The sequence below is a fragment of the Streptomyces sp. NPDC019937 genome (assembly GCF_040631655.1).
GTDB lineage: Bacteria > Actinomycetota > Actinomycetes > Streptomycetales > Streptomycetaceae > Streptomyces.
In genome coordinates this window covers 171,878-184,974 of the sequence record NZ_JBEYAL010000016.1, presented here as the reverse complement: position 1 = coordinate 184,974, position 13,097 = coordinate 171,878, and the positions used below count along the sequence as shown (strand labels likewise).

At 72.7% G+C, this 13,097-nt stretch carries 12 protein-coding genes and 1 pseudogene; 6 read left to right on the top strand and 7 right to left on the bottom strand.

The window, feature by feature from the left end:
• Positions 1-223: 223 nt before the first annotated feature.
• Positions 224-1,891: pseudogene (locus tag ABZ562_RS18600) on the bottom strand (SNF2 helicase-associated domain-containing protein); the annotation flags it as partial.
• 144 nt (positions 1,892-2,035) lie between these two features.
• On the opposite strand from ABZ562_RS18600, the gene ABZ562_RS18595 reads away from it, so the two are divergent.
• Positions 2,036-2,218 (top strand): hypothetical protein, encoded by a 183-nt coding sequence (locus ABZ562_RS18595; protein WP_055553795.1) that lies wholly within the window; start codon positions 2,036-2,038, stop codon positions 2,216-2,218.
• 192 nt (positions 2,219-2,410) lie between these two features.
• On the opposite strand, the gene ABZ562_RS18590 is transcribed toward ABZ562_RS18595, so the two are convergent.
• The 3 genes from ABZ562_RS18590 to ABZ562_RS18580 form a co-directional block, all read right to left on the bottom strand.
• Positions 2,411-3,205, bottom strand: coding sequence for a hypothetical protein (locus ABZ562_RS18590; RefSeq protein WP_361480335.1), 795 nt, complete (start codon positions 3,203-3,205; stop codon positions 2,411-2,413).
• A gap of 84 nt (positions 3,206-3,289) precedes the next feature.
• Complete coding sequence (locus tag ABZ562_RS18585) at positions 3,290-3,826, bottom strand: PadR family transcriptional regulator (protein ID WP_361480332.1); 537 nt, start codon at positions 3,824-3,826, stop codon at positions 3,290-3,292.
• A 91-nt stretch (positions 3,827-3,917) separates the two neighbouring features.
• On the bottom strand, positions 3,918-4,544 hold the full coding sequence (locus ABZ562_RS18580) for a class I SAM-dependent methyltransferase (protein ID WP_361480329.1): 627 nt from the start codon (positions 4,542-4,544) through the stop codon (positions 3,918-3,920).
• 227 nt (positions 4,545-4,771) lie between these two features.
• Here ABZ562_RS18580 and ABZ562_RS18575 point away from each other — a divergent pair, with 227 nt between their 5' ends.
• Together ABZ562_RS18575 and ABZ562_RS18570 are read left to right on the top strand one after the other, a co-directional pair.
• On the top strand, positions 4,772-5,221 hold the full coding sequence (locus ABZ562_RS18575) for a roadblock/LC7 domain-containing protein (RefSeq protein WP_361480326.1): 450 nt from the start codon (positions 4,772-4,774) through the stop codon (positions 5,219-5,221).
• A gap of 98 nt (positions 5,222-5,319) precedes the next feature.
• Positions 5,320-6,510, top strand: coding sequence for an alcohol dehydrogenase catalytic domain-containing protein (locus tag ABZ562_RS18570; protein ID WP_361480323.1), 1,191 nt, complete (start codon positions 5,320-5,322; stop codon positions 6,508-6,510).
• A gap of 62 nt (positions 6,511-6,572) precedes the next feature.
• On the opposite strand, the gene ABZ562_RS18565 is transcribed toward ABZ562_RS18570, so the two are convergent.
• Entirely contained in the window at positions 6,573-7,001 is a 429-nt protein-coding gene (locus ABZ562_RS18565; protein ID WP_361480321.1) for a PPOX class F420-dependent oxidoreductase, read from the bottom strand.
• A gap of 119 nt (positions 7,002-7,120) precedes the next feature.
• Here ABZ562_RS18565 and ABZ562_RS18560 point away from each other — a divergent pair, with 119 nt between their 5' ends.
• On the top strand, positions 7,121-7,525 hold the full coding sequence (locus tag ABZ562_RS18560) for a roadblock/LC7 domain-containing protein (protein WP_055553804.1): 405 nt from the start codon (positions 7,121-7,123) through the stop codon (positions 7,523-7,525).
• Between the two features lie 139 nt (positions 7,526-7,664).
• Positions 7,665-8,630: a DUF6397 family protein gene (locus ABZ562_RS18555; protein WP_361480318.1), complete on the top strand. Its 966-nt coding sequence runs from the start codon at positions 7,665-7,667 to the stop codon at positions 8,628-8,630.
• A gap of 28 nt (positions 8,631-8,658) precedes the next feature.
• On the opposite strand, the gene ABZ562_RS18550 is transcribed toward ABZ562_RS18555, so the two are convergent.
• Positions 8,659-9,549 carry an acyl-CoA thioesterase II gene (locus ABZ562_RS18550; RefSeq protein WP_361480315.1) on the bottom strand — a complete coding sequence of 297 codons (891 nt, stop codon included), beginning with the start codon at positions 9,547-9,549 and terminating at the stop codon, positions 8,659-8,661.
• Positions 9,550-9,601: 52 nt separating this feature from the next.
• On the bottom strand, positions 9,602-12,115 hold the full coding sequence (locus ABZ562_RS18545; protein ID WP_361480312.1) for a DUF3516 domain-containing protein: 2,514 nt from the start codon (positions 12,113-12,115) through the stop codon (positions 9,602-9,604).
• Between the two features lie 136 nt (positions 12,116-12,251).
• Between ABZ562_RS18545 and ABZ562_RS18540 the strand changes: the two genes are divergently transcribed.
• Complete coding sequence (locus ABZ562_RS18540; RefSeq protein WP_361480309.1) at positions 12,252-13,043, top strand: metal-dependent hydrolase; 792 nt, start codon at positions 12,252-12,254, stop codon at positions 13,041-13,043.
• Positions 13,044-13,097: the final 54 nt, after the last annotated feature.

The window sequence follows — 13,097 nt, the reverse complement described above, 5'->3', positions numbered from 1 at the left end:
AATGCCGGTGATATTTTCCCGTGCACGGGAAAGGCAGTGAGTCCACGGGAAAGGTTCGTGGTCGCGTCACAGGCCGGGACAGGGCTGGCCTGCATTCCAAATGCGGACACCGGCGGCCGCCGTGATCCGGTTGTGCGGCGCGGCGAGTTGGGTGATGTTCCCGCCGCCGTGTGCGGCCCGGATGCCGGACCTCAATGACTCAACATGCTGACTTGACAGGGAAGATCAGGGTGATGGTCTTGCCGAGCCCCATGTCGTCGGCGAGACAGCCGCCGAGGCCGAGCGAGGTCATCCGGACCAGCCAGTCCAGGCCCCGGAGCTGGTAGTCGCGCAGCGTGGCGGCGAGGGCCGCGGGCTGGGCGACGGGCTGCCCGCCGTCGTCCTTCCCGGGCCGGGACTCCCCGGGCCGCAGCTCCCCGGGCCGCGGCTCCCCGGGCCGGGCGAGGCGGTCGCGCAGCGCGGCCAGCCAGCCGGTGGCCCGCACCTCGACCTCGGCGCCGTCGGCCTCCGCACGACCGGTGAGGACGGCGCCGAGCGCGTCGACGGGGGCGAGCTTGCGGTCCTGACGGTCGCGGGCGCGCCGCGCCGACTCGGGGTCCAGGACCACCCACTGGTCGCGCAGCCGCACCACCGGGCGACCGGCCTCGGCGAGCCGGTCCAGCTCCTCCTTGGTCAGCTCCTGGTCGCCGACGGCGAACCGCCAGCTGAAGCGGAGCAGCGCGTCGGCGGAGAGGAACGAGGGCATCCGGGGCCCCTGGGCCCTCTCGGGGCCGTCCGCTTCGTCCGCCTCATGGGAGTCGTCCGGGCCGACGACGGCGCGCGCGGTGAGCCCGCGCACCAGCTCCTTGGGCCAGTGCACCTTCACCCCGGCGGCGTCCAGCGCCCCGGTCGCCGGGCCCAGCAGCTCGGTGACCTCCTCGTCGGCGAGGTCGACCGCCTCGGGCACGGCGGCGGACAGCAGCGGGGCGAGCGGCGCCCAGGCGCGGGCCGCGCGCCGCAGGGTGAGCAGGGCCTCCATCCGGGCCCGGGGGCCGAGCGCCGCCCCGGCGGGCGTGGTGCCCGCCCACACCTCGGCGGCGTCCGCGACCAGGGACGGGTCGGTGAGGCTGTGCAGTTGCAGGACGGCACGGAAGCCGGGACCGCTGTCGCCGGCTCCGTGGAGCAGTTCGATACGGAGCGACAGCCGTACGCCCGCGTCGTGCCCGGCGGCGACATCGGCCGCCCAGGCGCGCTGTTCCGGCAGCCGCCGCGGGGCGGTGGCGGCGAAGGCGGGGCCGCCCGCGGCCTTGGACGCGGCGGGGGAGCGCGGCAGCCCGTCCGCGACCGCGTCGAGGAAGGCGCGCAGATGCCGTTCGGGGTCGGGCAGCAGCAGGGGGCCGGTGCCGGGCAGCGGCACCGCGTGGGCGGCGGGCGGCATGGTGGCGGCAAGCTCCCGCACCCGCTCCAGGTCGTCGCCGTCGAGCGGGCCGACACGCCAGGCGTCGTGATCGGTGGCGGTGAGCCCGGGCAGCAGGCGGCCGCGGGCGGCGAGTTGCAGGGCGAGGACGGCGGCGGCACCCCAGAAGGCCGTCGCGGGGTCGGCACCTGCCCGGTCCGGCGGCTCTCCGCCCGGCCGCGCGGCGGCCCGCGCCCGGGCCCGGGTGAGGACGGGCAGCGCGTCGGGCAGGGGCAGTACTCGCGCACGTACGGCGCGGGCGCGGATCCCCGCGGAGTCGTCCGGGACGACGACGGTGAGTTCCTCCGCTGAGCCGGACGGCCCGCCGGGCGGCGGCCCGTCCGGCCGCCAGAAGGCGACGCGCCCGGCGCGCGAGGGGTCGGCGGGCAGGAAGACGGCGGTGGAGCGGCAGAGTTCGGCGATCTCGGAGGCGGTGGTCGCGGAGGGTGGGGTCACAGCTCTGACGCATTCCTCAAATTTGACTACTGCAGGTGGGCGGCCGAGGGTACAGGACGCCGGGGCGGATGTGGAACCGGCGGCCGCCGGTGTCCGTTGTGAGGAGTGAATACGGCTATGGGCCGGGTTAAGGAGGCGGGTGCGATGTCCACGCGCGCGAAGGTCGCCGCCGGGGGTGTGGTGGCCGGTGTGATCCTGCTGTGGCTGCTGCCCTTCTGGGCCGCGCTGCTCGTGATGGTCGGCGTGCCGGTGGCCGCCTATCTGCTGCTGGACCCGTCGCAGCGGCGCAGGCTGCGCGGGGTCTCTCGCAAGCAGCTGGGGCGCTGACCCCCGGGCCCGGGCGCCCGGGCGGGCCATAGGGCCGCCGGCCGGGTTCGGGAGCGGGGGTGACGCGCGCCTGGGAGTGACCGCGCAATACCGATCGCGGATCGTCCCGGCTCCCCGCCCGGCCGGTCACAGACGTCCGTCCGCAGCTCGCCCGGGCGTCGTCCGTGGGCTGCCCCGCGCCGGTCCCCGCGCTCAGTGCGGTCGTACGGCCAGCTCGTCCAGCGCCGTCAGCAGCCCCGGCAGCTCCGGACCGCGGCCGACCGGCAGCACCTCGCCCGGCGCCTCGTCCAGCAGCACGAACGCGATGTCGTCGGTCCGCGCCACCATGCTCCACCCCGGCCCGTCGGCCCGTAGCGTCCGCGCGTCACCCGCGGCGAACGCGGACCGGATCCGGCCCAGCGGCGGAGGCTTGTCCAGATAGCCGCGCGCCTCCTCCAGGACACGCCGCACGCCCCCGTGCGGCTTCTCGCCCGGGGCCACGAACGTCACCTCGCTGTCCACCTGATCTCGCCAGATCGCCCACTGGAGCGCGATCTCATCCGCGCCGAGCCGCCGCTGCGGCGGGCCCCACTGCCCGGAGTCCGGCGGTGCGAGCGGCGGCCGGGCCGCGCCCCCGGGCCGCGCGTCGGGCGCGGGGTCGTGCGGCGCGGGCACTCCCGGAGCGGCCACCGCCACCGCGAGCGGCCAGCCGGGCAGGGAGGCGACCACGGTCCGGTCGTCGAGCGACAGCTCGTACTCCATGCCGCAGTCCCAGGTCGCGATGGCGCACGCCACGAGCGACACATCGTCGGTGACCACCGTCCAGCGGGCGCCCTGGCCGTCCTGCCCCAGCACCAGGCCGTAGCCCGGCTCGTACGGCTCCAGCCCGAGCGCGGCGCACGCCTCGGGATAGTCGTCGCCGAGCACGCTCGGGAACTGTGCGGGCGTCAGCAGCACGGCGGTCAGCACGTACAGCGCGTCCTCGCCCGACTCCTCCGTGGCGGACACGGCAGCCTCCTCTTGCGGTTCTTCGTCCGGCGCACCCTAACCAGCCGGTAGGTGCGGCGTCGAGACTTCGTACCGTGCTCGGTGTCAGCTCCCGTCCCCGGCCCGCAGCGCGTCCAGGGTGCGCCGCAGCCACGACAGTTCGGCCTGTCCGGCGGCGCGCGCGATGGTCAGGACGCCCCGCCGGAAGGGATCCTCCACCTCCTCCGCGCGCAGCGGCCGGTCACCCTCGTAGAAGAGGCGGGAGGGACGGCGCAGATGGGCCAGCCGGCGTTCGAGCACGGCGGACTGCCGCGCGGGGTCGTCCAGATGCCGCAGGAACGACAGCAGGGTGAACCAGCGGTTCTCGTCCGTGATATCCCCTTCGGCCGGATCCGCGAGACGGTGGCGCAGCTCGGCGCGGCCCTCGGCCGTCAGGCTCAGGACGTGCCGGGGAGCGGCGCCCGTGCCCGGCCGCGTCTCCCGGGCCAGCAGTCCCGCGTTCTCCAGCCGCTTGATCGCCGGGTAGAGGGTGCTCTCGGCCACCGGCTTGACGTGCCCGGTCAGTGCGGTGATGCGGTGGCGCAGCTCGTAGCCGTGCAGCGGCGCGTCGTGGAGGAAGCCGAGGATGGCGAGTTCGAGCATGCCCGCATTGTGGCGTACCGCCGTGCGCCTCGAAGGTGTGGTGTGTCCATGACCATACGCGGCGATCGTCAGCCGGTGTGCGGCCCGCTCGTCAGCCCTGACGCACCGCGACGGCCAGATAGCGCGTGTCCTCGTCCGTGTACGCCTCCAGCCGCCAGCCGCAGCGGGCCAGCAGCGGCCGCAGGTTGGGCTCGGCCCGCAGATCATCGGAGGTGAGCGGCCGGCCGTGGCGGGCGGCGAGCGCGGCGCGCCCCACCGGGTGGAACAGCGCGATCGACCCGTGAGGGCGCACCACCCGGGCCAGCTCGCGCAGCCCGGTTTCGGGGTCGGAGAAATGCGAGATCAGTCCGGCGGCGAAGACCGCGTCGAGACAGCCGTCGCGCAGCGGCAGCCCGGCGACATCGGCGAGGGCGAGCACCCCGTCCCGGTCCCGCCCGGCGCGTACGGCCGCCGCCAGCATGGCGGGCGTGAGGTCGAAGCCCAGCACGGTCCCGCGGGGGCCGACCGCGGCGCGCAGCGCGGGCAGGGCGCGGCCGGTACCGCAGCCCGCGTCGAGCACCGCGTCCCCGGCGCGCAGGCCGAGGTCGGCGACGGCGGCGGCATAGGCGGGGCCGTCGTCGGGGAAGCGGCTGTCCCAGTCGGCCGCCCGGGGCGTGAAGAAGTCCCTCACGTCGGCCGCGCTGTCTCGGTGGTTTCCATGGGCGCGGTCATGGCGCATGCGGGGCTCCTTGGGTCGCCGTCCTGAGCACGGATCGGCTGAGAACAGATCGATCTAAGAACAGATTCGGGCATCGAGCAATCATTCAGAAATCTCTCTCTGTCAAATTCCAACAGGTTCGTAATGCGCCCCCCAATGCGCCCCCTTGCGGGCTACGGTCCGTGGCCCATGGGGGGACCCCGAGCGCGCCGCCCGCTCGCGGCGCGCGCCGACCGAGGGAGACCGTCATGATCAAGCGCCGCGCAGCCGCCGTCCGCTCCTCGGCCGGTCTCGGCCGGGGTCCGCTCGACGCGGGCCCGTTCGACGCGGGCCTGCTCGACCGGATCCTGGACGACGGGGCCGCCCGCGCCGCCGGTGTCCGCCATGCCGTGCTGCTGTCCCAGGACGGGACCACCCTCAGCGCCTCCCGCGGGCTCTCCCGCCGGGACGCGGCACATCTGGCCGAGGTCGCCTCCGGTTTCGACGGCCTGGCCAGGAGCGCGGGGCGCCGTGGGCGGCCCGCCCGGGTGCGCGGGACGATGGTCGAGACGGAGAGCGGCACCCTCTTCGTCGCGGCGGTGGGGGAGGGCGCCTGCCTGGTCGTGCTGAGCGCCGCGGGCGCCGATGCGTCCACGGCCGCCGGTGAGACGGCCCGGCTCGTGGAGCGGGTCGGCGCGTATCTGCGCGCCCTCGGCTGATCGCGGAATGCCAGGTTCCGCCGCTTCGGCCGTTCTCCGCCGGGTACCCGGGGCACCGTGCCGAGACGGCCTTGACGTCCAGGCGAAAGGACACGGCGATGCGAGCGGTGACCTGGCAGGGCAAACGCGATGTGCGCGTGGAGACGGTGCCCGACCCCATCCTCAAGGAACCGACGGACGCGATCGTACGGATCACTACCACCGGACTGTGCGGGTCCGACCTTCACCTGTACGAGGTGCTCACACCCTTCATGACTCCCGGCGACATCATCGGCCATGAGCCGATGGGGATCGTCGAGGAGACCGGTCCGGAGGTGACCGGCCTCCGGCCCGGAGACCGGGTGGTCGTCCCGTTCCAGATCGCCTGCGGATCCTGCTGGATGTGCGGCTCCGGCCTGCCCACCCAGTGCGAGACCACGCAGGTGATCGAGTACGGCATGGGAGCGGAGATCTTCGGCTACAGCAAGCTGTACGGGGCGGTGCCGGGCGCCCAGGCGGAGTACCTGAGGGTGCCGCAGGCCCACTACGGTCCGATCAAGGTGCCCGAGGGGCCGCCGGACGACCGCTTCGTCTACCTCTCCGACGTCCTGCCCACGGCCTGGCAGGCGGTCGAGTACGCGGCCGTCCCGAAAGGGGGCACGGTGTGCGTGCTGGGTCTCGGCCCCATCGGGGCCATGGCCTGCCGGGTCGCGAGGCACCGGGGAGCCGGGCGCGTGATCGGCGTGGACCTGGTGCCCGAGCGGCTGCGGCGGTCCCGCGCCGACGGCATCGAGACGTTCGACCTGAACGACTTCGACGGCCAGGACGACCTGGTCGAGGCCGTGCTCTCGGCGGGCGGGGGCCGCGGCCCGGACTCGGTCATCGACGCGGTGGGCACGGAGGCCCACGGCAGCCCGGTCGGGCGGACCGCACAGCGGGCCGCCGGCATACTGCCGCGGGAGTGGGGCGCGAAGCTCACGGCCAGGGCCGGTGTCGACCGGCTGGCGGCGCTCCGGCTGGCCATCGCGCTGGTGCGGCGCGGCGGCACGGTGTCCCTCAGCGGCATCTACGGCGGGATGACCGACCCGCTGCCGCTGATGATCATGTTCGACAAGCAGATCCAGCTACGGATGGGGCAGGCGAACGTTCGTCGCTGGGCCGATGACATCCTGCCGCTGCTGACGGACGAGGACCCGCTCGGCGTCGACGGCTTCGCCACCCACCGCCTGCCGCTGGCGGACGCACCCCATGCCTATGAGATGTTCCAGCAGAAGCAGGACGGTGCGGTAAAGGTCGTGATGCGACCGTGAGCGATTGATTTCGGCCGAATCCACCCGCTCGGCCGCATCGGCCCACTCGGTCCGCGCTGCGGCTAATCGGCGATATCGGCGAGGGCGATGACCTTGTCGATGCGGACCCGTACCAGCAGCTCGCCGGGGACGCCGTTGCGGGCCCCGAACTGTTCGGCGAGGTCATCGCCCACATAGCGGGCGGCGATCCGGGTGGCCCACTCCCGTACCTCCCCCAGGTCGTCGCTGAGTTCGGCCCGGCCTCGCACCGTGACGAAGGAGAACGGGGGCCGCTCGTCGTCCACGCAGAGGCTGACCCGGGGGTCGCGGGCCAGGTTGCGCCCTTTGACCGTGTCCTGCCCGGTGTTGAAGACCAGGTCGTCCCCGTCGAGCAGGAACCAGATGGGCGCGAGATGCGGGCTTCCATCGGCCCGTACGGTCGCGAGTTTGCCGGTGCGGGTGCCCTCGGAGAGGAACTTCTGCCACTGATCCCTCGACATGTTCTGTGCCATGTCCCCATCTTGCGTCAATCAGCGCGGAACGGCCGGAGGGGCCGGCAGGGCGGGTTGCCCAGACGGCGGCAGTGAGAAAGGCTGGCACGCAGCTGAAGGGGAATCGGGGAGGAACGCCAATGGCACTCAGCAAGGGCCTCGACTGGTTACTGGACGACCTGACCCAGCGGATCGCGCAGGTGCGGCACGTGCTGGTGCTGTCGAACGACGGCCTGGTGACGGGGGCGAGCGCGACGCTCGAACGCCAGGATGCCGAGCACCTGGCAGCGGTCGCCTCCGGGCTGCACAGCCTCGCCAAGGGGTCCGGCAACCACTTCCGGACGGGCCGGGTGCGGCAGACCATGGTCGAGTTCGAGGAGGGTGTCCTCTTCGTGATGGCCGCGGGTGACGGCAGTTGCCTGTGCGTCCTCAGCGGCCCGGACGCCGATGTCGGGCAGGTCGCCTACGAGATGACGCTGCTGGTGAACAGGGTGGGGGAGCACCTGGGAGTCGAGGCCCGGCAGGAGAGCGGCGCCCCGAGCTGAGGCAGGGAGGCGGGAGTCGGGGGAAACGGGGCCGCGAGGTTATCCACAGGCGGTTGTCCACAGGCCTGACGGACCGTCGTGCCGCGACGCTATCGTCGTCACTGTCAGTGATTGATGGATCGCGGGGGAGGACTTCGTCATGGCAGTGGTACGAGCGGAGCAGGAAGTACCGGGGGCGCGGGAAGTACCGGGGGCGCGGGAAGTACGGGGGACGCAGGAGGCGCGGGAGCGCCGGAAGCCGTCGGGCCCGGCCGGACCGGGACAGCCGAAGGGCGTCGCGTTCCGCACCGCGGCCCGGATGCTGGGCCTCATGCCGCGCGAATTCGAGCTGGCCGAGCAGCTGGGGGAGGTGCGCACCATCTCCACCCCCGTGGGGCGGCGGGTGGCGCGGGAGGAGCTGGCGCGGCTGACGGGAGCCGAGGGGTTCCCGGAGGCGCTGCGCGCCAGGCTGCGGGTGGTCGGCACGGCGGAGGGGGCCGAGCTGCTGGGTATCAGCCCGGGCCGGCTCACCCGCTTGGCGCGCGGCGGTTTCTTCGCCCCGGCCCGGTTCTACGTCAACCGGTACCGGCGGGTGGTGTGGCTCTATCTGGCGGCGGAGCTGGAGGAGTTCGCCGCCCGTGAGCCGGGCCTGCTGACCGGCCGCACTCCACCGGGGCTGAGCGCGTCGCTGGCCGCCGGAGCGGACGCCCGGGCCGAGGAGTGGCGCAAGCGGCGGATCGAGCAGTTGCTCTCCCGGACGCGGGACCCCTGGAAGCGCGCCGGAGTGCTGTCCGCGGTGCTGGACCCCGACGAACTGGCGCGAGCCGTCACCGATCCGCATGACCGGGATCATGTGCGGGAGCTTCGCCCCGCGCTCGTCCCGGTGCGCCCCGCCGCGGCCGCGGCGCGCAAGGTGATCGACCGGGTGCAGACGGCGGACGGGCCCCAGGAGATCCTGCGGTATCGCGTGGCGCTCGCCGATGCCGTGCGGGAGGCGCGCCGGGTCCGCCCCGCACCGCGGCCGGACGCCGCGGTGGCACCGCTTCCCGCCTGTCGCACCCGGCCGCCGGGCCGTCCCGCGGGGCGGCCGCGCGGCCTGTGGCGCAGGCTGGTCGGCAAGCGCTGAACCACGGCTCGGCGCGCCGTCGTGAGCCTCAGCCGCTCTCCGTGGGCTTCGCCGCCGGAGCCAGCGGGCGGAACAGGCCCTCCTGGACGACGGAGACCAGCAGGTGGCCCGCGCGGTCGTAGATCCGGCCGCGCGCGAGTCCCCGGCCACCGGTCGCGACGGGCGACTCCTGGTCGTAGAGGAACCACTCATCGGTGCGGAAGGGCCGGTGGAACCACATGGCGTGATCCAGCGAGGCCATGTCGAAGCCGCGCCGGCCCCACAGCGGCTCGATCGGCATCCGCACGGCGTCCAGCAGCATCATGTCGCTCGCGTAGGTGAGCGCGCAGGTGTGGACGAGCGGGTCGTCCCCGAGCGGTCCGACCGCGCGCATCCACACCGCGCTGCGCGGTTCCGCTTCCCTCAGCTCCTCATCGGTCCAGCGCAGCCGCTCGACGTACCGGATGTCGAAGGGCTGGCGGCGCTCCATCCGCGCCAGCGGCTCGGGGAGGGCCCCCAAGTGCTCGCGGATCTCATCGGAGAGCTTCGGCAGGCTCTCCGGCTCAGGTACCCCGGGCATCGGCAGCTGCTGTTCGATGCCCGGCTCCGGACGGTGGAAGGAGGCCGTCAAAGTGAAGATCGTCCGACCCTGCTGGACGGCGACGACCCGGCGGGTGGTGAAGGAGCGTCCGTCCCGGACCCGCTCCACCTGGTACACGATGGGCACACCCGGCCGCCCCGGGCGCAGGAAGTACGCGTGCAGCGAGTGCACCGGGCGGTCCGCCTCGGTGGTGCGCCCGGCGGCCACCAGCGCCTGCCCCGCCACCTGCCCGCCGAACACCCTCTGCAGCGACTCGTCGGGGCTCAGCCCACGGAAGATGTCCACCTCGATCCGTTCCAGGTCGAGCAGATCGACCAGACGTTCGGCGGGATTGGTCATCGGCGATGCTCCTTCGCTGAGGTGGTTCGGGGGCCGGTCGGCGGCCGGGCGGCTACAGCTGGCCCACGGCGGTGACCCGGACCACGGCCCGGCCCTCCTCGTCCGAGGCGGCCAGGTCGACCTCGGCCGAGATGCCCCAGTCGTGGTCGCCGTTCGGGTCGTCGAAGGTCTGCCGCACCCGCCACAGCCCGTGCTCGGGCTCCTCCTCGATCTGCAGCAGCTTCGGGCCGCGGGCCTGCGGGCCGGTGCCCAGCTCGTCGTACTCCTCCCAGTAGGCGTCCAGCGCGTCCGCCCAGGCGTCCTCGTCCCAGCCGGACTCGGCGTCCATCCCGCCCAGCTCCGCCACCTTGTCGAGCGCGGCCAGCTCGACCCGGCGGAACATCGCGTTGCGCACCAGCACGCGGAAGGCGCGGGCGTTCGCGGTGACCGGCCGGACCTGGTCGGCACGCTCCTGCGCCTCCTCCGCGGACTCCTCCTCCGGGTTGGCGAGCTGTTCCCACTCGTCCAGGAGACTGGAGTCGACCTGCCGGACCATCTCGCCGAGCCAGGCGATGATGTCCTCGAAGTCGTCCGACTTCAGGTCGTCCGGCACGGTGTGGTCCAGCGCCTTGTAGGCACTGGCCAGGTAGCGCAGCACGATGCCCTCGGTCCGCGCCAGGTCGTAGAGCGAGGTGAACTCGGTGAAGGTCATCGCCCGCTCGTACATGTCGCGGATCACCGACTTGGGCGACAGCGGGTGGTCGCCGACCCAGGGGTGGCTCTTGCGGTAGAGCCCGTAGGCGTGGAAGAGCAGCTCTTCCAGCGGCTTGGGGTAGGAGACGTCCTGGAGCCGCTCCATGCGCTCCTCGTACTCGATCCCGTCCGCCTTCATCGCGGCGACCGCCTCGCCCCGCGCCTTGTTCTGCTGGGCCGCCAGGATCTGCCGCGGGTCGTCCAGCGTCGATTCCACCACCGAGACCATGTCCAGGGCGTAGGACGGGGATTCGGGGTCCAGCAGCTCGAACGCGGCGAGTGCGAAGGTGGACAGCGGCTGGTTGAGCGCGAAGTCCTGCTGCAGGTCCACCGTCAGCCGGACCTGCCGCCCCTCCGCGTCGGGAGCCTCCAGCTGCTCCACGATCCCGCCGTCCAGCAGCGAGCGGTAGATCGCGATCGCCCTGCGGATGTGGCGGAGCTGGTTCTTGCGCGGCTCATGGTTGTCCTCGAGGAGGCGCCGCATCGCCTTGAAGGCGTTGCCCGGGCGCGCGATGACCGACAGCAGCATCGCATGGGTGACCCGGAACCGGGAGGTGAGCGGCTCGGGTTCGGAGGCGATGAGCTTTTCGAAGGTGTTCTGGCCCCAGTTGACGAAGCCCTCCGGTGCCTTCTTGCGGACCACCTTGCGCCGCTTCTTGGGGTCGTCCCCCGCCTTCGCGAGCGCCTTCTCGTTCTCGACGACATGCTCGGGCGCCTGCGCCACCACGAACCCGGCGGTGTCGAACCCGGCGCGCCCGGCCCGGCCCGCGATCTGGTGGAACTCCCGCGCCCGCAGCGTCCGCACCCGCTGGCCGTCGTATTTCGTCAGCGCGGTGAACAGCACGGTCCGGATCGGTACGTTGACGCCCACCCCGAGCGTGTCCGTACCGCAGATGACCTTCAGCAGCCCGGCCTGGGCCAGCTTCTCCACCAGCCGCCGGTACTTCGGCAGCATCCCCGCGTGATGCACTCCGATTCCGTGCCGGACATAACGGGACAGGTTCCGGCCGAACTTGGTGGTGAAGCGGAAATTGCCGATCAGAGAGGCGATCTCGTCCTTCTCCGCCCGCGTGCACATGTTGATGCTCATCAGCGCCTGCGCCCGTTCGACCGCCGCGGCCTGGGTGAAGTGCACGATGTAGACGGGGGCTTGCCGGGTCTCCAGCAGCTCGGTGAGCGTCTCGGTGAGCGGCGTCGTGCGGTATTCGTAGCTCAGCGGCACCGGCCGGGTCGCCGACCGCACGACCGCGGTGGACCGCCCGGTGCGCCGGTTCAGATCCTCCTCGAACCGCGTCACATCGCCGAGCGTCGCCGACATCAGGACGAACTGTGCCTGCGGCAGCTCCAGCAGCGGGATCTGCCACGCCCAGCCCCGGTCCGGCTCCGCATAGAAGTGGAACTCGTCCATCACCACCTGGCCGATATCGGCGTCCCGGCCGTCCCGCAGGGCGATGGACGCCAGCACCTCGGCCGTACAGCAGATGACGGGCGCGTCCGCGTTGACCGACGCGTCCCCGGTGAGCATGCCGACGTTCTCGGTGCCGAGGATCTTGCACAGCTCGAAGAACTTCTCCGAGACCAGGGCCTTGATCGGCGCGGTGTAGAAGGTGACCTCGTCCCGGGCCAGCGCGGCGAAGTGGGCACCCGCGGCCACCAGGCTCTTTCCCGATCCGGTGGGCGTCGACAAGATGACGTTCGCCCCGGAGACCACCTCGATCAGCGCTTCCTCCTGGGCGGGATAGAGCGAGATGCCCCGCTCCTCGACCCAGGTCGAGAACCTCTCGAAGAGAGTGTCGGGGTCGGCTTCGCTCGGCAGCTGATCGATAAGAGTCACGGACCTATACTGCCTGGTTTCCCCGGCGGGGCGGGAACCGGCTGTGCGGACGAAGATCGTCCGTCGCTAGGGTGTGGTGAGCCGATGCAAGCAACTCCCGCACCACAGCGGGCAAGAACAGGGGCGGGGTACGACCATGATGGGACCGGCGCATTCGCTGTCCGGAGCGGCTGCCTGGCTGGGGGTGGGCGCCGCGGCCGCCGCGGCCGGCCACGCGATGCCCTGGCCGGTGCTCGTCGTAGGCGCGCTGATCTGCGCCGGAGCGGCGCTCGCCCCGGACCTCGACCACAAGGCGGCGACCATATCCCGCGCCTTCGGGCCGGTGTCGCGGGTGCTGTGCGAAGTGATCGACAAGCTGTCGTACGCGGTCTACAAGTCGACCCGGAAACCGGGCGACCCCCGCCGCTCGGGCGGTCACCGCACCCTGACCCACACCTGGGTCTGGGCCGTCCTCATCGGCGCCGGGGCCTCGGCGCTCGCCGTGGCCGGTGGCCGCTGGGCGGTCCTCGGCATCCTCTTCGTCCACATGGTGCTGGCCGTCGAGGGGCTGTTGTGGCGCGCGGCGCGGGTCTCCAGCGACATCCTGGTGTGGCTGCTCGGCGCCACCAGCGCCTGGATACTCGCCGAGATCCTGAACAAGCCGGGCAACGGGGCGGACTGGCTGTTCACCGCACCGGGCCAGGAATACCTGTGGCTGGGGCTGCCGATCGTCCTCGGTGCCCTCGTTCACGACATCGGCGACGCCCTCACCGTCTCCGGCTGCCCGATCCTGTGGCCCATACCGATCGGCCGGAAGCGCTGGTATCCGATCGGACCGCCGGAGGCCATGCGCTTCCGGGCCGGGAGCTGGGTCGAGCTGAAGGTGCTGATGCCCGTCTTCATGATGCTCGGCGGACTCGGCGGGCTGGGCGCCCTCGGCATCATCTGAGCCCCGGCCCTGGCCGCGGCACCGCGGCGGCCCCGGTCCGGGCGATGCCGGTAC

Excerpts from the sequence above, each read along its gene's own strand:
- ABZ562_RS18595 (WP_055553795.1), top strand. The coding sequence starts at position 2,036 with ATGTCCACGCGCGCGAAGGTCGCCGCCGGGGGTGTGGTGGCCGGTGTG.
- ABZ562_RS18585 (WP_361480332.1), bottom strand. The coding sequence starts at position 3,826 with ATGCTCGAACTCGCCATCCTCGGCTTCCTCCACGACGCGCCGCTGCAC.
- ABZ562_RS18580 (WP_361480329.1), bottom strand. The coding sequence starts at position 4,544 with ATGCGCCATGACCGCGCCCATGGAAACCACCGAGACAGCGCGGCCGAC.
- ABZ562_RS18575 (WP_361480326.1), top strand. The coding sequence starts at position 4,772 with ATGATCAAGCGCCGCGCAGCCGCCGTCCGCTCCTCGGCCGGTCTCGGC.
- ABZ562_RS18570 (WP_361480323.1), top strand. The coding sequence starts at position 5,320 with ATGCGAGCGGTGACCTGGCAGGGCAAACGCGATGTGCGCGTGGAGACG.
- ABZ562_RS18565 (WP_361480321.1), bottom strand. The coding sequence starts at position 7,001 with ATGGCACAGAACATGTCGAGGGATCAGTGGCAGAAGTTCCTCTCCGAG.
- ABZ562_RS18560 (WP_055553804.1), top strand. The coding sequence starts at position 7,121 with ATGGCACTCAGCAAGGGCCTCGACTGGTTACTGGACGACCTGACCCAG.
- ABZ562_RS18555 (WP_361480318.1), top strand. The coding sequence starts at position 7,665 with ATGGCAGTGGTACGAGCGGAGCAGGAAGTACCGGGGGCGCGGGAAGTA.
- ABZ562_RS18550 (WP_361480315.1), bottom strand. The coding sequence starts at position 9,549 with ATGACCAATCCCGCCGAACGTCTGGTCGATCTGCTCGACCTGGAACGG.
- ABZ562_RS18540 (WP_361480309.1), top strand. The coding sequence starts at position 12,252 with ATGATGGGACCGGCGCATTCGCTGTCCGGAGCGGCTGCCTGGCTGGGG.